The 20,866-nt window shown below is 74.8% G+C and carries 16 protein-coding genes; 5 read left to right on the forward strand and 11 right to left on the reverse strand.

What is annotated here, in order from left to right:
• Window position 1: 1 nt before the first annotated feature.
• The 3 genes from CLV37_RS08340 to CLV37_RS08350 all read right to left on the reverse strand — a co-directional run bounded on the left by CLV37_RS08340 (window position 2) and on the right by CLV37_RS08350 (window position 3,481).
• Window positions 2-1,618 (reverse strand): peptide chain release factor 3, encoded by a 1,617-nt coding sequence (locus CLV37_RS08340; protein ID WP_106209437.1) that lies wholly within the window; start codon window positions 1,616-1,618, stop codon window positions 2-4.
• A 195-nt stretch (window positions 1,619-1,813) separates the two neighbouring features.
• Window positions 1,814-2,668 carry an aminoglycoside phosphotransferase gene (locus tag CLV37_RS08345; RefSeq protein ID WP_106209069.1) on the reverse strand — a complete coding sequence of 285 codons (855 nt, stop codon included), beginning with the start codon at window positions 2,666-2,668 and terminating at the stop codon, window positions 1,814-1,816.
• 171 nt (window positions 2,669-2,839) lie between these two features.
• Window positions 2,840-3,481, reverse strand: a complete 642-nt coding sequence (locus CLV37_RS08350) for a TetR/AcrR family transcriptional regulator (protein WP_211298489.1) — start codon at window positions 3,479-3,481, stop codon at window positions 2,840-2,842.
• Window positions 3,482-3,656: 175 nt separating this feature from the next.
• Between CLV37_RS08350 and CLV37_RS08355 the strand changes: the two genes are divergently transcribed.
• Window positions 3,657-4,988, forward strand: a complete 1,332-nt coding sequence (locus CLV37_RS08355) for an MFS transporter (protein ID WP_106209073.1) — start codon at window positions 3,657-3,659, stop codon at window positions 4,986-4,988.
• A 63-nt stretch (window positions 4,989-5,051) separates the two neighbouring features.
• On the opposite strand, the gene CLV37_RS08360 is transcribed toward CLV37_RS08355, so the two are convergent.
• The 6 genes from CLV37_RS08360 to CLV37_RS08385 all read right to left on the reverse strand — a co-directional run bounded on the left by CLV37_RS08360 (window position 5,052) and on the right by CLV37_RS08385 (window position 13,505).
• The gene (locus CLV37_RS08360) at window positions 5,052-7,103 is read right to left on the reverse strand and encodes a beta-galactosidase (protein WP_106209439.1); all 2,052 of its coding nucleotides are present in this window, start codon (window positions 7,101-7,103) and stop codon (window positions 5,052-5,054) included.
• 140 nt (window positions 7,104-7,243) lie between these two features.
• Entirely contained in the window at window positions 7,244-9,877 is a 2,634-nt protein-coding gene (gene clpB / locus CLV37_RS08365; RefSeq protein WP_106209075.1) for an ATP-dependent chaperone ClpB, read from the reverse strand.
• A 128-nt stretch (window positions 9,878-10,005) separates the two neighbouring features.
• Window positions 10,006-10,509, reverse strand: a complete 504-nt coding sequence (locus tag CLV37_RS08370) for a hypothetical protein (protein WP_106209077.1) — start codon at window positions 10,507-10,509, stop codon at window positions 10,006-10,008.
• Between the two features lie 200 nt (window positions 10,510-10,709).
• The gene (locus CLV37_RS08375; RefSeq protein ID WP_106209079.1) at window positions 10,710-11,747 is read right to left on the reverse strand and encodes a DUF2891 family protein; all 1,038 of its coding nucleotides are present in this window, start codon (window positions 11,745-11,747) and stop codon (window positions 10,710-10,712) included.
• Between the two features lies 1 nt (window position 11,748).
• Window positions 11,749-12,813 (reverse strand): DUF979 domain-containing protein, encoded by a 1,065-nt coding sequence (locus CLV37_RS08380; RefSeq protein ID WP_106209081.1) that lies wholly within the window; start codon window positions 12,811-12,813, stop codon window positions 11,749-11,751.
• Window positions 12,810-13,505, reverse strand: coding sequence for a DUF969 domain-containing protein (locus CLV37_RS08385; protein WP_106209083.1), 696 nt, complete (start codon window positions 13,503-13,505; stop codon window positions 12,810-12,812). The genes CLV37_RS08380 and CLV37_RS08385 overlap by 4 nt, the downstream gene beginning before the upstream one ends.
• Window positions 13,506-13,643: 138 nt before the next feature.
• On the opposite strand from CLV37_RS08385, the gene CLV37_RS08390 reads away from it, so the two are divergent.
• The gene (locus tag CLV37_RS08390) at window positions 13,644-14,879 is read left to right on the forward strand and encodes a hypothetical protein (protein ID WP_106209085.1); all 1,236 of its coding nucleotides are present in this window, start codon (window positions 13,644-13,646) and stop codon (window positions 14,877-14,879) included.
• Between the two features lie 32 nt (window positions 14,880-14,911).
• On the opposite strand, the gene CLV37_RS08395 is transcribed toward CLV37_RS08390, so the two are convergent.
• Window positions 14,912-15,586 carry a GntR family transcriptional regulator gene (locus CLV37_RS08395; protein ID WP_106209087.1) on the reverse strand — a complete coding sequence of 225 codons (675 nt, stop codon included), beginning with the start codon at window positions 15,584-15,586 and terminating at the stop codon, window positions 14,912-14,914.
• 94 nt (window positions 15,587-15,680) lie between these two features.
• On the opposite strand from CLV37_RS08395, the gene CLV37_RS08400 reads away from it, so the two are divergent.
• Genes CLV37_RS08400 through CLV37_RS08410 form a run of 3 tightly spaced genes read left to right on the forward strand, consistent with a single transcriptional unit; the run spans window position 15,681 to window position 19,749 of the window.
• Complete coding sequence (locus CLV37_RS08400) at window positions 15,681-16,457, forward strand: LamB/YcsF family protein (protein WP_106209089.1); 777 nt, start codon at window positions 15,681-15,683, stop codon at window positions 16,455-16,457.
• 14 nt (window positions 16,458-16,471) lie between these two features.
• A complete protein-coding gene (locus CLV37_RS08405; protein ID WP_106209441.1) occupies window positions 16,472-18,037 on the forward strand; it encodes a 5-oxoprolinase/urea amidolyase family protein in 1,566 nt (521 codons plus the stop codon).
• Entirely contained in the window at window positions 18,034-19,749 is a 1,716-nt protein-coding gene (locus CLV37_RS08410) for an acetyl/propionyl/methylcrotonyl-CoA carboxylase subunit alpha (RefSeq protein WP_106209094.1), read from the forward strand. Before CLV37_RS08405 ends, CLV37_RS08410 begins: the two co-directional genes overlap by 4 nt.
• A 25-nt stretch (window positions 19,750-19,774) precedes the next feature.
• Here the strand turns inward: CLV37_RS08410 and CLV37_RS08415 are convergent, their stop codons facing one another.
• A complete protein-coding gene (locus tag CLV37_RS08415; protein ID WP_106209098.1) occupies window positions 19,775-20,842 on the reverse strand; it encodes a hypothetical protein in 1,068 nt (355 codons plus the stop codon).
• Between the last annotated feature and the right edge of the window lie 24 nt (window positions 20,843-20,866).

Raw genomic sequence — 20,866 nt, forward strand, 5'->3', positions numbered from 1 at the left:
CTCACTCGCTGGTGGCGACCAGCTGCTCGAGCGTCACGTCGGGGTTGTCGCGCTCGAAGCTGCGCACGCGCCACTCGTCGGTGAACAGCGCGAACACCTGCCCGCTCGCGTGCTCGACGACCTCGGCGCCGCGGTGGGCGCGCAGCAGCGGCGCGTCCTTGGGGTCGATGATCCGGGCCGTCGTGAAGGGCAGTTCGGTGAACAGGACGGGCGAACGGAACTCGTGGGTCATGCGGTACTGCACGACGTCGAACTGCAGCGCGCCGACGGCGGACAGGACGGGTTCGCCGTCGCCGCGCGAGTCCGACGTCAGCACCCGCACGACCCCCTCGGCGTCGAGCTCGCGCAGCCCCTGGCGGAACTGCTTGCCCGCGCCGAGGTCCTTGGGGCGCACGGTGCGGAAGTGCTCGGGGGCGAACACCGGCAGCGGCGGGTAGGCGGTGCGGCCGTTCTCGCTCAGCGTGTCCCCCACGTTGACGTGCCGGGCGTTGACGAGGCCGATGACGTCGCCGGGCCAGGCGACGTCGACCGTCGAGCGGTCGGAACCGAACACCGTCTGGACGTGCTTGAGGACCATGGGCCGGCCGCTGCGGTCGTCGCGCACGCTCATGCCGCGGTGGAACACCCCGGAGTGGATGCGCGCGAACGCCAGCCGGTCCCGGTGCGCGGGGTTCATGCCGGTCTGGGTCTTGAACACCTGGGCGCTGAAGCGGCCCGTGACCTCGTGGACCTCGCCCTCGACGTCCACCTGGTCGTGCGGCGGGGGCGCGATGTCGACGAGCGCGTCGAGCACCTGCCCGACGCCGGTGTTGGCGACGGCGGCGGTGAAGAACACCGGCGTCGTCTCGAAGGCGAGGAACGAGTCCTCGTCGTGGTCGGCGCCGGTGGCCTCGAGGAGTTCGTGCTCGTCGAGCGCCGTCGCCCACGCGGCTCCCTCGACCTCGGCCGCGGCGGCCGCGTCGAGGTGCTGCTCGAGGGCCAGCGTCGCGCCGCCGGGGGCCTTGGTGTACTTCGTGTAGGCGCCCGTGGCGCGGTCGAGCAGCCCGCGGAAGTCGCCGGCGATGCCGACGGGCCAGGTGACGGGCGTGGGACGCAGCCCCGTGACGGTCTCGATCTCGTCGAGCAGGGCCAGGGCCTCCTGGCCGGGGCGGTCCCACTTGTTGACGACGGTGATGACGGGCAGCCCGCGCTGCTTGCAGACGCCGAACAGCTTGCGGGTCTGGACCTCCATGCCGCGGGCCGCGTCGACGAGCATGATCACGGCGTCGACGGCCGTCAGCGCGCGGTAGGTGTCCTCGGAGAAGTCGGCGTGACCGGGGGTGTCGACGACGTTGACGACCATCCCGCGGTGGTCGAGCTGGAGGACGGCGGAGCTGATGGAGATCCCGCGCTGCTTCTCCATGTCCTGCCAGTCGGTGACGACGCCCGCCCGGCCGGCCTTGCCGTGGACGTGCCCCGCCTCGCGCAACGCCTTGGCGTGCAGGGCGAGGGCCTCGGTGAGCGTGGACTTGCCGGCGTCGGGGTGGGAGATGACGGCGATGGTGCGCCGGCGCCGGGACTCGGCCAGGACCTGCTCGGTCGGGACGTCGATCGGGGTGTCGGTCTCGGCAGCGCTCACGTCCCCATTCTCCCGCGCCGCGGGGGGTGCCCCGTGCCGCACGGCCGGCCGCCCCCACGAGCCGCACCCGGCCTGGACGTCCACCGCGTCGAGGACGGTCCGCCGGACGACGACGACGTGCAGCCGCTGCCGGTGTTCGCCGGCTGCGCGGCCGTCGCCCCGGCCCACCACCGCGCCGCGCGGAGTCGACGGCCGTCAGACCGCGCGGCGGCGGGCGACCCAGCGCGCCAGCCCCTCCCCCTGGGCCCGCTGGAACGCCCGCAGCGTCGGCAGCCCGGGCGGGGCGGGCTGCGCGGCCCGGTCGAGGAAGAAGGTGCTGAACCCGTCGAGCACCGTCGTGAGGACGGCGGGGTCGACGTCCCGGGTCAGGGACGACGTGCGCAGGGTCCGCTCGGCCAGGTCCTGCCCGCCGAGGCGGTCGACCTCGAAGAGCAGTGCCAGCAGGTCCAGCCAGGCAGCGCCGACGCAGGCGTGCGGCCAGTCGACCAGCCACGCCCGGCCACCGCCGACGAGGAGGTTGTCGGCGCGCAGGTCCAGGTGGACGAGGGTGTCCCCGCCGACCAGTCGCAGCGCCTCCTCGGGCAGCTCCCCGGTCAGCGCCTCGCGGGCCGTCGGCAGGCCGGGCACCGGGCAGGGGGTGGCGACCTCGGCCAGCCGTTCCAGCGCCCGCACCACGAGGTCGAGGTCCTCGTGCCGCCAGGGCAGCTCGGGCTGCCGGCCCGGGACCTCGTCCAGGACGAGCACCTGCCAGTCGTCGACCAGGGACGCACCGAGCAGTCGCGGGGCGGGAACCCCTGCGGGCAGCGACCGCGCGATCCGGGCCTCGCGGGCGTGCAGCGCGGGGCTGTCGGCGTTCTGGCGTGGGCTGACGGCCTTGACGAACGCCCGGGAGCCGTCGGCGGCGAGCACCCGGTCCGCAGAACCGGGGGAGAAACCCCCGGACTGCGAGACGGCCCGCACCACGGGCGAGCCCAGGACCTGCGCGACGGCGTCGTGCACCGCCGCGGGCAGGTCCTGCCAGCGGACGCGGTTGCCTCCGGCTCCTTCCACCCGGCCACCGTGGCAGGGTCCGCACCCGGACGGCCAGAGGGTTTCCGGACCAGCAGCGCCGACGCGGTCGTGGGCCGGGTGGCTCCCCCGACGTCCGTGGCCGTGCTGCGGGCGGGACGGGGTCCTGCGGTGGTGCCCCGTCCGCCGCTCGACCCGGCGGCCTCGCACGGGTCAGCGGAAACCGTCCCAGACGGGCGAGGGGAAGAGCACGCGCTCGAACCCCGCCCAGGCGGTGGGCAGGTCCAGGGGAGGGCTGCGGAACGCCCGCAGCTGCAGACCGTCCATGGCGGCGAGGGCCATCTGCACGAGGTCGCGCATCCCGTCCCAGCCCCCGACCCCGGCCGGCAGGCGCCACCGGGTCGCGGAGTACAGCTCCCACACCTGCTCGGGCCGCCGGTCGAAGTACTCGTGCAGCGGGTGGTCCTCGACGAGGGCCTCGGCGCCCAGGACGACGTAGAGCCGCAGCAGTCGCAGGTCCTCGGCGTTGTGGGCGACGAGGTAGCGCAGGTAGGCCGGGAAGGACACCCCGTCGGGGTGGGTGGCGCCGGGGTCCCCGGTGGCGACGAAGTCCTCGGGGTCGAAGCGCTGGTCGTACCCCTGCTCCACGACGAGCTGCAGCAGCCCCTGCCGGGACCCGACGTAGTGCAGCAGCCCGGCCCGCGTCATGGGGACGGCGCGCGCCACGTCGTCGAGGGACACGGCGGCGTACCCGCGCTCGCTGATGATCCGGGTCGTCACCTCGACGATCTGCGCCCGCCGGGCCTCGCGCGTCATCCGGACTCGGCGGGCCGGGGCGGCGCTGGAGGGGGTCACCGGCTCACCGTACTGATCCGCGCGGGCACCCCGGCCCCCCGTCGCGACCGCGTTGACAACCGACGGGTGTCGGCTTAACTTCCTGCTATCTACAGATCGGTAGATAGTGGGGTGCAGGGCTGCTCCACGACGTCTCGAGGTGGAGTCGTCCCCTCCCAGGACCGAAGAAGGTGCCATGGACACGCACAGCAGCGCCGTCCCTCCCCTGCTCCCGCCCGGAGCCGTCGACCCCGCGGCCGACACCGGCGCCGACCTGGCCGACGACCTGGCGCCCGACACCGGCCGCCGCTTCGACCGCGCCACGACCGTCCGCTTCGGCGCCGGGTTCCTGCTGTTCGGGCTGCTGTGGATCATCGGCCTGATGACGATCTCCGCGGTGCTGCTCCCCCAGCGGCTCAAGGACATCGGCATCTCCTCGCCCGAGACCCTGCTGGGGTCGATCAACGCCGTCACGGCCGTCGTCTCGCTCGTGTCGAACCTCGTGTTCGGCAACTTCTCCGACCGCACCCGCAGCCCGCTCGGCCGGCGCACGCCCTGGGTCGTGGGCGGCGGTCTCCTCGGCGGGGCGGCGATGCTGAGCATGGGCGTGGTGGACAGCGCCGCGCTCATCACGCTCGTGTACTGCGTGGCGATGGTCGGGCTGAACATGATGCTGGCCCCGGCGGTCGCCGTGCTGAGCGACCGCGTGCCGGGCCGGCTGCGCGGCACGATGTCCGCGTTCTACGGCACCGGCCTGTCCGTCGGCGCACCCCTGGGCACGCTCGTCGGTGCGGCCCTCATCACCAGCGGCCTCACGGGTTTCGTCCTCGGCGGCGTGCTCATGGCCGTCTCGGCGATCGTCGCCGTGGTGCTGTGGCCGCGCGAGCGCCCGCCGGCCGGCCTGCCGACCGCGCCGGCCACGCTCAAGGACGTCCTCGTCAGCTTCCGGCCCCCGCGCAGGGCGCCGGACTTCTACAAGGCGTTCACCGGCCGGCTGTTCATGCTCGTCAGCTACCAGATGATCTCGGCCTACCAGCTCTACATCGTCCAGGACCACCTCGGGCAGAGCACCGCGCGGTCGGCCGCGACCCTGGCCACGATGTCGGTCATCACCCTCGTCGTGTCCCTCGTCGGCTCGCTCGTCTCCGGGCCGGTCTCGGACCTCATCGGCCGCCGCAAGCTGCCCGTCGTGCTGTCCAGCGCCCTGTTCGCCGTCGGCATCGCGATGCCCTGGGTGTGGCCGACGCCGGGGGGCATGTTCGCCTACGCCGCCATCGCCGGTCTCGGCTACGGCGTCTACACGTCCGTCGACCAGGCCCTCAACGTCGACGTCCTGCCGAACCAGGCCGACGCCGGCAAGGACCTCGGCATCCTCAACCTGTCGACCACCGCGGGGCAGACCGTGGGCCCGCTCATCACGTCCTCCCTCGTCGTGGCGACCGGCGGCTACGGCCTCGTGTTCCCCGTGGCGATCGTCACGGCCCTGCTCGGCGCGTTCGCCATCACCCGGATCCGCTCGGTGCGCTGACGTCCCCCCGCACGGCGAAGGGCCCGTCCCCCTCGGGGGACGGGCCCTTCTGCGTGCGGTCCCTCAGCCCTCCAGGAGCACGAGGTCCCACGGCCCGACGGTGAGTTCTTGACCCACGGTCACGTCCCGGGCACCGAGGACGTCCCGGCCCGCGACGGGAGCGGCCACCGCGACGGGGGCACCCGAGTAGTTCAGCAGGTACGTCACGGCCCGGCCGCGGCCGTTCGTGCCGCGCCGCACCGCCACCGTCGGCGCGCTGCGCGCGAGGTCCTGCGGCCAGTCCCACACGCCCGCGTCGCGCAGCAGGTCCCCCAGGACGGCCCGCAGCGTCACGGGGTCGGTCAGCGTCGCCAGGTACGTCGCGGTCCCCTCCCCGAAGGCGTTGCGGGTCAGCGCCGCGTACCCCGACCACGCCGGGTGGTCGTAGCGGGCGAGGACCTCCGTCCCCTCCGCGGGGGTCAGCAGTTCCAGCACGACCTCGGCGGCCGCGTCGGCTGCGCCCGCGAACCCGTCGCGGAAGGACAGCCGGGCGCCGTCGGGCGTCGAGAACTGGTTGTAGGTGACGCCGAAGACGTCGGTCAGGCCGTGCGGAGCGCGGTCTGCCCACACGGTGAGGTGCTCGTCGGCCACCGCGGTCCGGAACGTCGCGACGAGGTTCCCCCCGTCCTGCACGTACCGGCGCAGCGCGTCGACCGTGGACTGCGGCGCCGTGTAGAGCGCCGGCACGACGAGGACCTCGTACGCACCGAGGTCCTCGGCGTCGAACGGCGCGACGTCGACCTCGACGTTCAGCTCGAACAGCGCGTCGTAGACCCGCCGGAGCACGTCGTTGTAGCCGGCCGACTCACCGAACATGAACCCCGTCTCGAGCCGGAACAGCCGCAACGCCGTGAGCGCCTCGTTGCTGACGAGGACCGCGACGCGGTTGCGCTTGCGCAGCCCGGTGATCGACGCCGCGTGCCGCTCGACCTCGCCCCCGAAGACCCCGGCCTCCTCGTACGTCGGGTTCGGCTCCAGGTCGTGGCTCAGCACGCCCTTCCAGTACGTCTCGAAGGAGTTGTGGATCGAGTGCCAGTGCCAGTACACGACCCCGCAGGCGCCGCTCGCGAGGTGGCTCCAGGCCTGCAGGCGCAGCTGCCCGGGGTAGGGCAGCCAGCCCATCTGACCCTGCGCCTGGGTCTCGGCGACGAGGTAGTTCGCGCCGCCCTTGAGGGACCGGACCACGTCGCCGCCGAAGGCGATCTCCTTGCCCGTCAGCCGCGACTGGGTGGGGTGGTAGATGTCGGTCCCCGCCAGGTCCACCGTGCGGGCGGCCCGGAAGTGGTCCACCGACGGCTGCAGCCCGTAGGACCAGCCCGGGGCCCAGTCGAAGTCGAAGTTCTGGGTGACGAACTGGCCGGGCCGGGCGTGCTCGCGCACGATCCCGGCCTGCCACGCGAGGTACTCGGTGACCAGCCCGCGGCGGTAGGCGTCGAACGCCGCGGCCAGCGAGCCGTTGATCGTGCCGCGCACGTCGGGGAAGTCCTCCCAGGCGTCGACGCGGTTGGACCAGTAGTCCATGCCGTAGGTGCGGTTGAGGGCGTCGAGGTCGCCGTCGAACAGTTCCCGCAGGTGGCGGACGAACCCGCGCTGCACGGAGCGCGAGGCCGCGTCGTAGTACTTGGTCTCGTTGTCGATCTGGAACCCGATGACGTGCTCGCGGCCCGCGGTGCGCTCGGCCAGGGCCCGGATCACCCGCTCGGCGTGCAGGCGGAACGCGGGTGCGGTGATGTCCATGATCTGCCGCGCGCCGTAGCGGGGCGCATCGGTCGTGTCCGTGACGGCGAGCACCTCGGGGTAGGTGGCCACCAGCCACGCGGGCACCGCGTACGTGGGGGTGCCGACGATCACCTTCAGCCCGAACGCCTCGGCCGCGTCGAGCGCGCGGTCGACGTGGGTGAAGTCGAAGACGCCCGGCCGGGGTTCCAGCGTGCTCCACGTGGACTCCGCGATGCGGATGACGGTGAAGTGCGCGTCGCGCATCATCGCCATGTCGGTCGTGATGCGGTCGTTCTCGATGCGGTGGCCGGACAGGTACTCGTCGTAGTACGCCGCCCCGAACAGGATCCGGTCCATCGGGATCACCCCTCCTCGCGTGACGCCCGGCCCGCGTCCCCGCACCACCGGGTGGCCCGGGGTCCGGACCGGGGACCATCCTATCTACTATTGAGTAGATAGGAGACGCCCCCGGCCCTCCGCGGACCGTGCGGGACCGCTCAGAGCGAGACGGCCGTCTCCGCCCGCCGCACGACCAGCCCCGAGGTGCCCGAGGCCGGGTCGTCGAGGTCGAAGCTGCCGCGCGCGACGTCCACCTCGACGGTGTCGCCGTCGCGGACCTCGCCGGACAGGATCGCCCGGGCCAGCTTGTCGCCGATCTCGCGCTGCACGAGCCGGCGCAGCGGCCGGGCCCCGTAGGCGGGGTCGTAGCCGGTCAGGGCCAGCCAGTCCTTCGCGGCGTCGGTGACGTCGAGCACCAGGCGACGGTCGGCGAGCCGTTCGGCCATCTTCTGCACCTGGATCTCCACGATCCGGGACAGTTCCGTCGTCGACAGCGGGTCGAACACCACGACGTCGTCGAGCCGGTTGAGGAACTCGGGCTTGAAGTTCTGGCGCACGGCCGTCATGACGGCGTCGTGCTTGGTGGCCTGCGACAGTTCGGGGTCCACCAGGAACTGCGACCCGAGGTTCGAGGTCAGCACGAGGATGACGTTGCGGAAGTCGACCGTGCGGCCCTGGCCGTCGGTCAGGCGACCGTCGTCGAGGACCTGCAGGAGGATGTCGAACACCTCCGGGTGCGCCTTCTCCACCTCGTCGAGCAGCACGACGGAGTAGGGCCGGCGCCGGACGGCCTCGGTGAGCTGACCGCCCTCCTCGTACCCGACGTACCCCGGAGGGGCCCCGACGAGCCGGGCGACGGCGTGCTTCTCGGAGTACTCGCTCATGTCGATGCGGACCATGGCGCGTTCGTCGTCGAAGAGGAAGTCGGCCAGCGCCTTGGCCAGTTCGGTCTTGCCGACCCCGGTGGGCCCGAGGAACAGGAACGAACCGGTCGGCCGGTCGGGGTCGTTGACCCCGGCCCGCGAGCGCCGGACGGCGTCGGAGACGGCCTGCACCGCAGCGGTCTGGCCGATGAGCCGGGCGCCGAGGAACTCCTCCATGCGCAGCAGCTTCTCGGTCTCGCCCTCGAGCAGCCGGCCGGCGGGGATGCCGGTCCAGCCGGCGATGACCTCGGCGATGTCGTCGGGGCCGACCTCGTCGGCGACCATGGGTGCGGTCACGGCGACGTCCTGCTCGGCTTCGGCGGCGGTGGCGAGCTCGCGTTCGAGGGCGGGGATGCGCCCGTAGAGGATCTCGCTGGCCCCGCCGAGGTCACCCTCGCGCTGGAGGCGTTCGGCCTGCGAGCGCAGTTCGTCGACCTGGTGCTTGAGGTCGCCGACGCGGTTGAGGCCGGCCTTCTCCTGCTCCCAGCGGGCGGTGAGGGCGGTGAGCTGCTCCTGCCTGTCGGCGAGGTTCTGGCGCAGGGCGCCGAGACGTTCGCGGCTGGCGGCGTCGTCCTCCTTGGAGAGGGCGAGTTCCTCCATCTTCAGGCGGTCGACGGAACGGCGGAGCTCGTCGATCTCGACGGGCGAGGAGTCGATCTCCATGCGCAGCCGGGACGCGGCCTCGTCGATGAGGTCGATGGCCTTGTCCGGGAGCTGGCGGGCGGTGATGTACCGGTCGGACAGCGTGGCGGCGGCGACGAGGGCGGCGTCGGAGATGGCGACCTTGTGGTGCGCCTCGTAGCGTTCGCGCAGCCCGCGCAGGATGCCGATGGTGTCGGGCACGGAGGGTTCGCCGACGAAGACCTGCTGGAAGCGGCGTTCGAGGGCGGGGTCCTTCTCGATGCGCTCGCGGTACTCGTCGAGGGTGGTGGCCCCGACGAGGCGGAGCTGGCCGCGGGCGAGCATGGGCTTGAGCATGTTGCCGGCGTCCATGGCGCCCTCGCCGGCTCCAGCGCCGACGACGGTGTGCAGTTCGTCGATGAAGGTGACGACCTGCCCGTCGGAGTCGGTGATCTCCTTCAGGACGGCCTTGAGCCGTTCCTCGAACTCACCGCGGTACTTGGCCCCGGCGACCATGGAGGCGAGGTCGAGGGAGATGAGCCGCTTGCCGCGCAGCGACTCGGGGACGTCGCCGGCGACGATGCGCTGGGCGAGACCCTCGACGACGGCGGTCTTGCCGACGCCGGGTTCGCCGATGAGGACGGGGTTGTTCTTGGTGCGGCGGGACAGGACCTGCACGACGCGGCGGATCTCGGCGTCGCGGCCGATGACGGGGTCGAGGCGGCCCTGGCGGGCCTGTTCGGTGAGGTCGACGCCGTACTTCTCGAGGGACTTGTAGGTCCCCTCGGGGTCGGGCGAGGTGACCTTCGCCCCGCCCCGCACGGACGGCAGGGCGTCGAGGAGGGCGTCGCGGGTGGCGCCGACGGCGCGCAGGGCCTCCCCGGCGGCCGAGGTGGACGCGGCGGCGCCGAGCAGCAGGTGCTCGGTGGAGACGTAGGCGTCGTCGAGGGCGCGCGCCTCGTCGCCGGCGGCCTGCATGAGGGCCAGGGCGGGGCGGGACAGCTGCGGCTGGCTGACGGAGGAGCCGGACGCGCTGGGCAGCGAGGCGAGGGCCCCGTCGACCCGGCGGACGACGGTGGCCCGGTCGGCGCCGACGGCCTGCAGGAGGTGCCCGGCGACGCCGTTGTCCTGGCCGAGCAGGGCGGCGAGGACGTGCAGGGGTTCGACCTGCGCGTGGCCCGCGGACGTGGCACGGCCGACGGCGTCGGCCAGGGCTTCCTGGGCGCGGGTGGTGAGCTTGAGGTCCACGGACTACCTCCAGACGGGGTGGACGACTGCGGTCGCTGGTGACAACTCTGCCAGACTTGAGCTTGTTCCGCTCAACTCTGGCGCGTCGCCCCGGCGACGGGCCCGGACCCCGGCCGCGGTCGGGCCGGTCAGAGGAGCGGGTCCTGCTCCCAGCCGTCGGCCAGCGGCGGAGGGCCGTCCTGACGGGGCGGACCGGAGCGATCCGGTCCACCGGACGCGCGGGCCGCGCCGGACCGGGGAGCGCGGGGGGTCTCGCGCGGTCGGGCGGCGCGCCGAGGGGCTGCGGCGGCAGGCGCCTCGTCCCCGCGCGACGGGTGGCGCCTGCTCCAGCCCCTGCGGTGCCTCACCAGGTGACCGGTGTCGCTGAGGTGCGCCAGCGTCGCGCTGATGTTGCCCCCGATCACCAGCACCCACCAGGAGCCGCGCACGTCCTCCGGCAGGCGCAGCCACACCTCCTGCCGGACCGCGTCCAGGGCCAGGAGCTCGTCGGAGTCGGCGAAGACGTCGAGGACGACCTCCTGCAACTGCGCCATCAGCCCCGACGGGCGCAGCGGCAGCGTCGACGCGGCACCGGTGGCCGTGAAGTCGGCGGGGAGTTCCGGGGCGCTGACGTCGAGTTCGAAACGATCCATGCGGCGACTCCTCGGCGGACCGGACGACCCGCACGACCTGAGCGAGGTGCTGAGCAGAGTAGTCAGCGGCGTCTGCGGTCGCTCTCCGACGAGCCGGGTCCCACCGTCGACGGAGTCCGGTGGAGCACGCCGACGACCCGCCGGCGACCCGCCGGCGCCACCGCGGCGGTCCGCTCCGACGTCGCTCGCGGGCCGCGGGTTCAGTCCCGCAGGGCGAGGACCGCGAACGTGCCCAGCCAGTGGGTGCTGAGGTAGCCGTCGCCGGCCAGCGCCTCCAGCCCGCGGGCCCGGTGCGCCGCGGCGGACCCGCGCAGGACGGCGCCGCGGGGGTCGTCGGCGCCGAGGGCGGTGGCGAGGGCGCGCAGGGCCGCGGCCCGGTGCAGGTTGAGCCCGTCGAGGTGCCCGAGGCGGCCGTCGGCCCGGTCGGCGACCGCGACCGGTTCCAGCACGCCGCGGGGCCCGCCCGCGGCGAGGCCGGGCCAGAAACCGTCCAGCCAGCGGCCGAACTCCGGCGCGGGCAGCACGCGGCGCACCAGGTCCGCCTCGGCCAGGCCGGGCGAGAGGAAGTCCTCCCCCGAGGGTTCCCAGCGCAGCGGTGCGTCGCGGTCGGGCCCGAACCAGGCGGTGGTCGCCGCGCGCACCGCCTCGGCGAGGTCGACCCGGCCCAGCCCGGGCGCGGCGTCCAGGAGCAGGCCGAGGGCGAACGCGGTGTTGGCGTGGGTCCCGGCCCGCACGGGCCGTCCCGCCCGCGGCAGCCAGTCGAGCGTCAGGTCGGCCACCGCGTCGGCCGCCGGGGCCAGCGCCGCCGCCCAGTCCCGGACCTCGGCGGGGCTGCCGGCCTCGTCGGCCCAGTCGCGGCACTCGGCCGCGAGCGCCGCGAGCCACGCCCAGCCGTAGGGGCGCTCGAACCCCGGCGACGCGCGCAGGGTCGTGGTCTCGGTGGCCAGGTTCTGCACGCTCAGGTGCGCGGTGAGGACGGCGCGCACCGCCGCTGCGTCCAGGGCCGACGGGTACCGGCGCAGCAGGTGCACGAGCAGCCAGTGCGTGTGCACGGCGGAGTGCCAGTCGTAGCAGCCGTGGAAGGCCGGGTGCGCGACGCGGGGCAGCACGAGGTCCTCCGGGCCGCGCAGCACGGTGCCGGGGGCGTACGGGAACTCCCGGGTCGCGTTCGCGACCGCGGTCGCGGCGAGCGGCCCGGCGAGTTCGGCGAGGTCGGCGAGGTCGGCGACGTCCGTCACGTCAGAACGCCAGGACGTACATGAGGACGACGTTCGCGACGAGCAGGGGCACCGCGGTCGGGATCTGCGCCTTGATGACGGCGTAGTTGCTCTTGAGTTCCAGCAGCGCGACGGGCACCACGTTGAAGTTCGCGGCCATCGGGGTGCACAGGGTTCCGCAGTAGCCCGACAGCATCCCGATGGCGAACACGGCCGGGGGGTTCCCGCCCATCGCCTGCACCAGCACCGGGTAGCCGATGGCCGCGGTCAGCACCGGGAACGCGGCGAACGCGTTGCCCATGATGACCGTGAACACGGCCATGCCGAGGCAGTAGAGGACCACCGCCGGCAGCAGCACCCCGTCGGGCAGGACCGCGGAGACGGTGTCCCCGATGGCCTTGCCGACCCCGGCGGTCGCGAAGACGAGACCCAGCACCGACAGCAGTTGCGGCAGCACGAGCGCCCAGCCGAGGTCCTCGGTGAGCCGGCGGCCCTCGGTCAGCGCGAGCGCGGGGGTGCGCTGGCGGAACAGCCACATGCCGACGGGGATCGCGATGATGCCCGCCGCGGCCAGGCCGATGACGGTCTCGCTGCCGCTCTGCAGCAGCGGCTGCCCGCCGACGGAGACGTCCTTGCCCACGGTCGCGCACAGCGCGGTGACGACCGGGATGATGAGGACCGGCACGAACAACCGGTTCCCGAACCGCGCGGCCAGCGCCTCGCGCGAGGCCAGGACCGCCGTGCCGGCCGCGCGCAGCGGGGCGGTGGCGCGTCCGGCGCCCTCACCCCCGCGGTCGGCCTCCAGGCCGTCGACGTCCCCGGCCGCACCGGCCGCCGCGGCGGACCCGCTGCGGGCCAGGCGCCCGGTGCCGGCGATCGCGGCGATGACGACGAGGCCCAGGCCGAGCACCCACGCGGGCGCGGCACCGGTCACGACGAAGGAGCTGTAGGGGAAGCAGAGCCCGACCAGCGCCCAGAACGCACCGCTGGTGGTCCGGCGGGGGTTCGTCCGGTCGCGGGCGACGAGCACGCCGACCGCGACGAAGAACAACCCCATGAGCCAGTAGAACCACTCGACCTGGATCACCGCGCCACCTCCGTCGCCCGGGTCTTCGCGATCGCCCTGGCCAGGGCGCGGTCGGTGTGCAGGCTGCGCGCCCCGTGGATCAGCAGCGCGACCACGGCGCTCGGGATGGCCCACAACGCCACCTGCAGCGGTGCGAGGGTGTAGCCGTACGTCGTGTCGACGAAGGAGGTGATGAGCAGCACCGCGCCGACGGCGACGAAGATGTCCTCGCCGAAGAACGCCCCGACGTTGTCGGTGCTGGCCGCGAACGCGCGGATGCGCTGGGAGACCGCCTCGGGCAGTTCGCCGAAGCGCCGGACCGCGGCGGCCTCGGCCATCGGCGCGACCAGGGGGCGCACCGTCTGGGCGTGCCCGCCGATGCTCATGAGCCCGATCGCCGCGGTGGCCTGCCGCACGACGAAGTACCCCGCGAGGATCCCGCCGGTGGTCAGCCGGGACATCCGCGAGACCAGGCGCCGCGCCTGTTCCTGCAGGCCGTTGCGTTCCACCAGGCCGATCACGGGCAGGACCAGCAGGAAGATGCTGACCGAGCGGCTGCCGGCGAAACCGGTGCCGAAGGCGTCGAGCACCTCCTTCAGGGACATGCCGCCGAGGAAACCGGTCACCAGGCCGGCCACCGTGACGACGAGCATGGGGTTCAGCCGCAGGGCGAAGCCCGCGACCACCACCAGGATTCCGAGGAGGACGAGCACTTCCGCGCCTTTCGCCAGGACGGACGGGAGGTCGAGCGTTTCCGGTGACGCTAGGGATCGTTCAACGATCACACAAGGGGTACGGTCGGAGAAGTTTCTCCGAGCAACTCCGCTCCCTCCCCCGCACCCGAGGTGATCGTGACCGCACCGCACCCCGCCCCCTCCCGTCCCGCGCCCCCGACGGTCGAGGAGTCCCGCCTCGGGACGCCCGCCGTCCCCGGCGGCGCGCCGGTCGCCCAGCAGGTCCTCACCGCCTCCGGGTTCGACCGTTTCCCCGCCGCGTTCGAGGCCGCGCTGCACTCGGCGGCCTCGCTGCCCGAACTCCTCGCCGTGGTCCGCGGGCACGGTGCCGCGCTCTGGGACGCCGCGGTGGCCCGCGCCCGGGAACCGGAACCCGCCGGATCCCTCGACCGCTTCGACGACCGGCCCCTGTACTGGGCGCGGACCGCGATGAGCGCCGCCCTGCGCACCCTGGACAGCGAGCACCTCGCGGTGCAGCACCAGCGGTTCACCCTGCTGCACGTGCTGGACCGCACGTCCCGCGGCATCGACCGGCCGCTGTGGCCCACGGCCGCCCCCGGCGACCTGCGGGTGGCCGTCAGCGGGTTCGACGTCTACCAGCTCGACGCCGACGTGCGGCACTCCAACCCCTCCGGCGCCGCCGCGCTGCAGCTCGACGGTGCCCGGTTCGAGTTCCCGCAGGGGACCGCCGTGGTGCGGGCCGTCGTGCTCCCGGTGAACTACGGCGACTTCGACCAGGGCGTCGTCGAGGACGCCTTCGGCCCGGTCCTGCGGCCCGGTCCGCAGCGGGCCGACCTCATCACCACGATCAGCATGACCGCGCGGGGGCGGATGGACGTCGAGAAGTGGGCCGCCGGCGCCCGCGGCGGCACCCCGGACAACAACCGCGACCAGCACTTCGGCCCCGTCGCGCGCGCCGCGCGGTGGCCGCAACCGGAACCGTCGCCGGAGTGGATCGAGACGACACTGCCCCACGAGGCGATGGTCGCGGCCGGCACCGCCCCCTGGCCGGTCGTGCTGCGCGACGGCGTCCGGGAGTGGCCGGCCGGGACGTTCCCCGACCCCGCGGCGCTGCGCTCGGTCGACGACCCCACCGCGGGCAGCACCCCGGCCGCCGGGACCGGCGGGGACTACCTGAGCAACGAGAGCATGTACCGCTCCAACCGGCTGCGGCAGGCGTTCGGCGCGCACGACGTCCCCGGCGGGCACCTGCACGTCTCGGCCCTGCTCGACCCCGCCGACCTCGCGGCCCTGACCGACGAGGCGTTCGCGGCCGACCGTCGGGCGGTCGTCGAGCAGACGGTCGCGCTCGTGCGCGCAGCCGCGCGGGCCGTGCTCGAGCGCCGGGCCTGACCGGGCGGCCCGGTCAGGCGCGGCCGGCGCGGTCAGGCGCGGCCGGCGGCCCGGGTGCGGTAGGCCCGCAGCACCCGCTGCTCGGCTTCGTCGAGGTAGGTGCGCAGCTCCTTCGCGGCGGCGACCCCGCCGCGCTGCACCAGGGTGTCCAGGACGACGTGGTTGCGGGCGAGGTAGGTCCCGTGGAACTCGTCGGGCCGGCCCACGACGTGGAAGGCCAGCCGCATCTCGTTCCAGATGCTCTGCATGAGCGCCTCGACGCGGACGCTGCCCAGCGCCGTCAGCGCGCGGTGGAAGTCGATGTCGGCCGTCCCGACCCCGACCCAGTCACCCGTGGCCGCCAGCCGTCCGGCGCGCTCGAGGGTCTCCGCCACCGCGGCCAGGCCCTGCGTGCGCCGGCCGTGGTCGCGCACTGCGGCGCACTCGACGAGCCGGCGCGCGTCGTACAGCTCGCGCACGTCCTGCTCGGTGGGGACCCGGACGAACACCCCGCGGTTCAGCTCGTGGACGACGAGGCGCTCCTCGCCGAGCACCCGGAAGCTCTCGCGCAGGGTGTTGCGCGAGACGTCGAAGGCCGCGCACAGCTCCGGTTCGGGCAGCCGGGCGCCGAGGGGGTAGGTGCCGTCGAGGATGCCCGCGCGGACCTGGTCGGCGACCGCGTGCGAGCGTCCGGAACGACTGAGTTCCGCTGTGCTGGACGCGGTCAAGGAACGCTCCTCGGGTGGGACGGCGCCCTGACGCTACCACCGGGGATCGGGCCCGGCCCTTGCGGAATCGTTGAACGATCGGCAGGATCGAGGGGTGGCGACGATCCTGGACCTCAACGCGGACGTGGGCGAGGGCTTCGGCCGCTGGGAGCTCGGCGACGACGACGCCGTGCTGGCCACCGTGACCAGCGCCAACGTCGCCTGCGGCTTCCACGCCGGGGACCCGGCCACCATGACCCGCACGGTGCGGACCGCGCACGAGCGCGGGGTCGCCGTCGGCGCGCACGTCTCCTACCGCGACCTCGCCGGGTTCGGCCGCCGCTACGTCGACGCCACCGAGGACGAGCTGACCGGCGACGTCGTCTACCAGATCGGGGCGCTGCAGGCCATCGCGCGCTCGGTCGGGGCGCACGTCGACTACGTCAAACCCCACGGCGCCCTCTACAACACCATCGCCTCCGACGAGCGCCACGCCCGCGCCGTGATCACGGCCCTGCAGCTCGTCGACCCCGCGCTGCCGCTGGTGGGCCTGGCGGGTTCGCCGCTGCTGGAGACCGCCCGGGCCGCCGGCCTGACCGTCGTCGCCGAGGTGTTCGCCGACCGCGCCTACACCCCCGGAGGGACCCTCCTGTCGCGCCGCGAACCCGGCGCGGTCCTGCACGACCCGCAGGAGGTCGCCGAGCGGGTGGTGCGCTGGGCGCGGACCGGCACGATCACGGCCGTCGACGGTTCCGAGGTGCGCGTGCGGGGCGAGTCCGTCTGCGTGCACGGCGACTCCCCCGGCGCGGTCGAGATGGCCCGCGCGGTCCGCTCCGGGCTCGAGGGCGCCGGGATCGCGTTGCGGCCCTTCCGCGCGGCGGACCCGCGGTGAGCACCGGCGCGGCGCTGCGGTTCCTGCCCTGCGGCTCCGACGGCCTGCTCGTGGAGGTCGCCGGGCTCGAGGAGTCCCTGGCCCTGCACGCCGCGCTGCGCACCGATCCGCTCCCGGGGACCACCGAGCTCGTCCCCGCGGCCCGCACCGTCCTGGTCCGGTTCCGCCCCGAGCTCACCGGCGCCGCCGAACTCGCCGCGCGGATCCGCGAGCGGCCGCTGACCGCCGCGGCCACCGGACCCGGCGACCTCGTCGAGGTCCCCGTGCACTACGACGGGCCCGACCTCGAGGAGGTCGCCCGGCTGTGCGGCACCACCCCGGCCGAGGTCGTCCGCCGGCACACCGGCGCGACCTGGACGGTGGCGTTCACGGGTTTCGCCCCGGGTTTCGCCTACCTCGCCGGGGACGACCCCGTCCTGGACGTCCCCCGCCGCAGTTCCCCGCGCACCGCCATCCCCGCCGGTGCCGTCGGCCTGGCCGGCCGGTTCAGCGGCGTGTACCCGCGGGCCAGCCCGGGCGGCTGGCAGTTGCTGGGCCGCACCACGCTGGCCGTGTGGGACGTCGCGCGCCCCGAACCGGCCCTGCTGCGCCCCGGGACGCGGGTGCGGTTCGTCGAGGCCCCGGCCGGCGAACCGGCGCCCGGACCCCCGGCCGCCCCGGGGATCGCGGGAACCCCCGTCCCCGAACCGTTCCTGGAGGTCCTGGCCGCGGGGACGCAGACGCTCGTCGAGGACCTCGGCCGCCCCGGCCGCTCGGCGCAGGGCCTGTCCCGTTCCGGGGCGGTCGACCGCGGTGCGCTGCGTCGCGCGAACCGGCTCGTCGGGAACCCTCCCGGCGCTCCCGCCCTCGAGGTCGCCGGCGGGGGCCTGCGCGTGCGCACCCACGGCCGGTCGGTCCTGGCCCTGACCGGGGCGCCGGCCCCGCTGCGGATCTCCACCCGCACCGGCACGCTCGAGGTTCCCGCCCAGCGCCCCTTCGCCCTGGACGACGGCGAGGAGCTGCACGTGGGGACCCCGGCCCGCGGGGTGCGGTCCGTGCTCGCCGTGCGCGGCGGCCTCGCCGTGACCGCCGTCCTGGGCAGCGGTTCCACCGACCTGCTCTCCGGCACCGGCCCCGACCCGGTGCGCGCGGGCGACCGACTGCCCGTGGGGGCCGCGCCGGGCGGCGCCGTCGTCCCGTGGACGGCCCCGGACCCCGAACCCCCGGCGGCCGGTGACGTCGTCGGGCTCGACGTGGTCCTCGGCCCCCGCGACGACTGGTTCTCCCCCGCGACGGTTCAGCGGTTCTGCGACCAGGAGTGGGTCGTGACCCCGCGCTCGAACCGGGTGGGCCTGCGGCTGGACGCCGAACCGCTGGAGCGCGCGGTCACCGGGGAACTGCCCAGCGAGGGGACCGTCCCCGGCGCCGTGCAGGTCCCGCCCGACGGCCGTCCCGTCGTGTTCGCCGCCGACCACCCGGTCACCGGTGGCTACCCGGTGATCGCCTGCGTCGCCGCCCACCACCTCGACCTGCTCGCGCAGGTCCCCCCCGGAGCCCGCGTGCGGTTCCGCCCCGTCACCCCCGAGGGAGAACCCGCGTGAAGAAGGTCCTCATCGCCAACCGCGGCGAGATCGCCGTGCGCATCGCCCGCGGCTGCGCCGACTACGGCGTCGCCTCGGTCGCCGTCTACGCCGACCCCGACGCCGACGCGCTGCACGTGCGGACGGCCACCGAGGCGTGGGCGCTGCCGGGGGGCTCCCCCGGCGAGACCTACCTCGACGCGGCGAAGCTGCTGGCGGTCGCGCGGGCCAGCGGCGCCGACGCCGTCCACCCCGGGTACGGGTTCCTCTCCGAGGACGCGGGTTTCGCCCGGGCCGTCGAGGAGGCCGGGCTCACCTGGATCGGCCCGACCCCCGCGACGATCGAACGGCTGGGGGACAAGACGTCCGCCCGCGAGATCGCCCGCGCCGTCGGCGCGCCGCTCGCCGCCGGCAGTCCGGGCCCGGTGTCCGGGGTCGAGGAGGTCCTGACGTTCGCCCGCGACCACGGGCTGCCGCTGGTCGTCAAGGCGGCCTTCGGCGGGGGTGGTCGCGGGATGCGCGTCGTCCACGACGCCGCGGAGATCCCCGAGGCCTACGCCTCAGCGGTGCGCGAGGCCGTCGCGGCGTTCGGGCGCGGCGAGTGCTTCGTCGAGCAGTACCTCGACCGGCCACGGCACGTCGAGGCCCAGGTCCTCGGCGACGGCCGGGGCACGGTCGTCGTCGTCGGCACCCGCGACTGCTCGGTCCAGCGGCGGAACCAGAAACTCGTCGAGGAGGCCCCCGCCCCGTTCCTCACGACCGCGCAGGAACAGGCCGTCACCGACGCGGCACGGGCGATCTGCGCCGCCGTGGACTACCGCGGCGCGGGCACGGTGGAGTTCCTCGTGGGGGCGGACGGGACCGTCTCCTTCCTGGAGGTGAACACCCGGCTGCAGGTCGAGCACCCGGTGACCGAGCAGACGACCGGGGTGGACCTCGTCCGCCAGCAGCTGCTCGTCGCCGACGGCCTGCCGCTGGAACTCGACCGGACCCCCGACCCCGTGGGCCACGCGTTCGAGTTCCGGCTCAACGCCGAGGACCCCGGCCGGGGTTTCCTGCCCGCGCCGGGCCCGGTGCACCGGTTCGACGTCCCCGGCGGGCCGGGGGTCCGGGTGGACGCCGGTGTGGTCGCGGGGGGTGCGGTGCCGGCGACGTTCGACTCCCTCGTCGCCAAGCTCGTCGTGACGGGCACCGACCGAGAGCACGCCCTGCGCCGGGCGCGGCAGGCGCTGGCCGAACTCCGCGTCGAGGGGGTCCCCACCGTCGCCGGGTTCCACCGCCGGCTGCTGCAGGACCCGGCGTTCACCACGGACTTCGCCGTGCACACCCGCTGGATCGAGACCGAGTGCGGGTGGCTGGAGGACCTCGCCGCGGACCGGCCCGAGGCGGTGACCGGTCCGGGGGTCGTCCGGACGTGGATCGAGGTCGACGGGCGCCGGGTGACGCTGGCCCTGCCCGCCGACCTCACCCGCGCCGTCCCCGCAGCGACGACGGCGGAACCGGTGGCACGGACCGCGGGCGATCCGGCTGCGCTGGCCTCCCCCGTCGCGGGCACGCTGGTGACCTGGCACGTGCCGGACGGCGCCGACGTCCGGGCCGGGGACACCGTCGGCGCGGTGGAGGCCATGAAGATGGAGACGCCCGTCCTGGCCCACCGCGACGGCCGGATCACCCTGCTGGCCCGGCCCGGGGACGGCGTCGACGCCGACGCACCCCTCGCCCGGATCGGCTGAGCCGGGGGACGGCCCGTTCCGGCCCTCAGCCCAGCAGTTCGAGCGTGCGGCGCACCGCCGCGTCGGCCCCCTCCGGGGACCGGCGACCCAGACCGCACGAGGTGGCGACGTCGACCGTGCGGCCCAGGGCCTGCTCGACCAGGTCGAGGACGCGCACCTGGTCGGCGAGGTGCTGCTCCTCGTGCGCGAGCCCGGCGGCCACCTCGGTGGTGGCGGGCAGCGTGGAGCGCAGGGCGCGCAACGGCGCGTGGAACCGCGGGTCGGTCGACGGCGGCCGGTCCCCGCCCGACAGGGGCAGGTGCACGAAGTCCAGCGACCGGCCCGCGGGCCAGCGGCGCACCAGGGCGTTCGTCAGGTGGACCAGCGGCGCCGCGTCCTCGACCTGGCGCAGCGCGCGGTGCCCGAGGTCGCCCAGGCACAGGTGCACCCCGAACCGGGTCCCGGGCGGGGCCTCGGCCACCTGCCGCAGCAGCGGGCGCGCCACCACCCGCGCGACCACCGGCCGCAGGGGTTCGGGGGCGGCGGCGACGGCGACCAGTTCGACCGGGACCTCCAGCTGGAAGACCACGGCGCGCCCGGCGCGGGCGTGCAGCGCCGCGATCTCCTGCCCCAGCCGGCGGCGGAACACCGGCTCCAGCCGCAGGGCCGCGGCCGGGCCGAAGCTGAACAGGGCCACGTCGAAGCTGCCGGGGACCCCCACCTGCAGGGGCAGGTCCTCCGTGGCCGGGTGCCCGGAGCCGGCCAGCAGGTCGAGTTCCTCCAGGCCGTGGCGGGCGACCCGCAGGTCCAGGTGCACCGGTTCCAGGCGCTGCCCGCGCCGCACGGCGAACCGGTCGACGTCGTCGTAACCGGTCCAGTCCCCCGACCGCACGCGCCGCACCACGCGCTCGCGCGCCAGCCGTTGCACGACGGGGACGATCCAGTTCGCGCGGTCCCCGGTCTCCCCGCCGGTGAGCCGGCGCACCCGCCCGGCGAGCGCGGTGCGCTGCCAGGACAGCGCCGCGGCGGGACCGTCGAACTGCGACAGGGTGCCGACCAGGTGCATCCGCCGCCGCGTGCCGCCGTCCACGCCGCCGTCGGGGGTGTCGTCCACGGCGGCAGTGTGCCGCACGGTGTC

This window comes from Kineococcus rhizosphaerae (assembly GCF_003002055.1).
Lineage (GTDB): Bacteria > Actinomycetota > Actinomycetes > Actinomycetales > Kineococcaceae > Kineococcus > Kineococcus rhizosphaerae.

Coding starts and splice junctions, on each gene's coding strand:
- CLV37_RS08370 (WP_106209077.1), bottom strand. CDS start 10,509: ATGGATCGTTTCGAACTCGACGTCAGCGCCCCGGAACTCCCCGCCGAC.
- CLV37_RS08360 (WP_106209439.1), bottom strand. CDS start 7,103: ATGGACCGGATCCTGTTCGGGGCGGCGTACTACGACGAGTACCTGTCC.
- CLV37_RS08355 (WP_106209073.1), top strand. CDS start 3,657: ATGGACACGCACAGCAGCGCCGTCCCTCCCCTGCTCCCGCCCGGAGCC.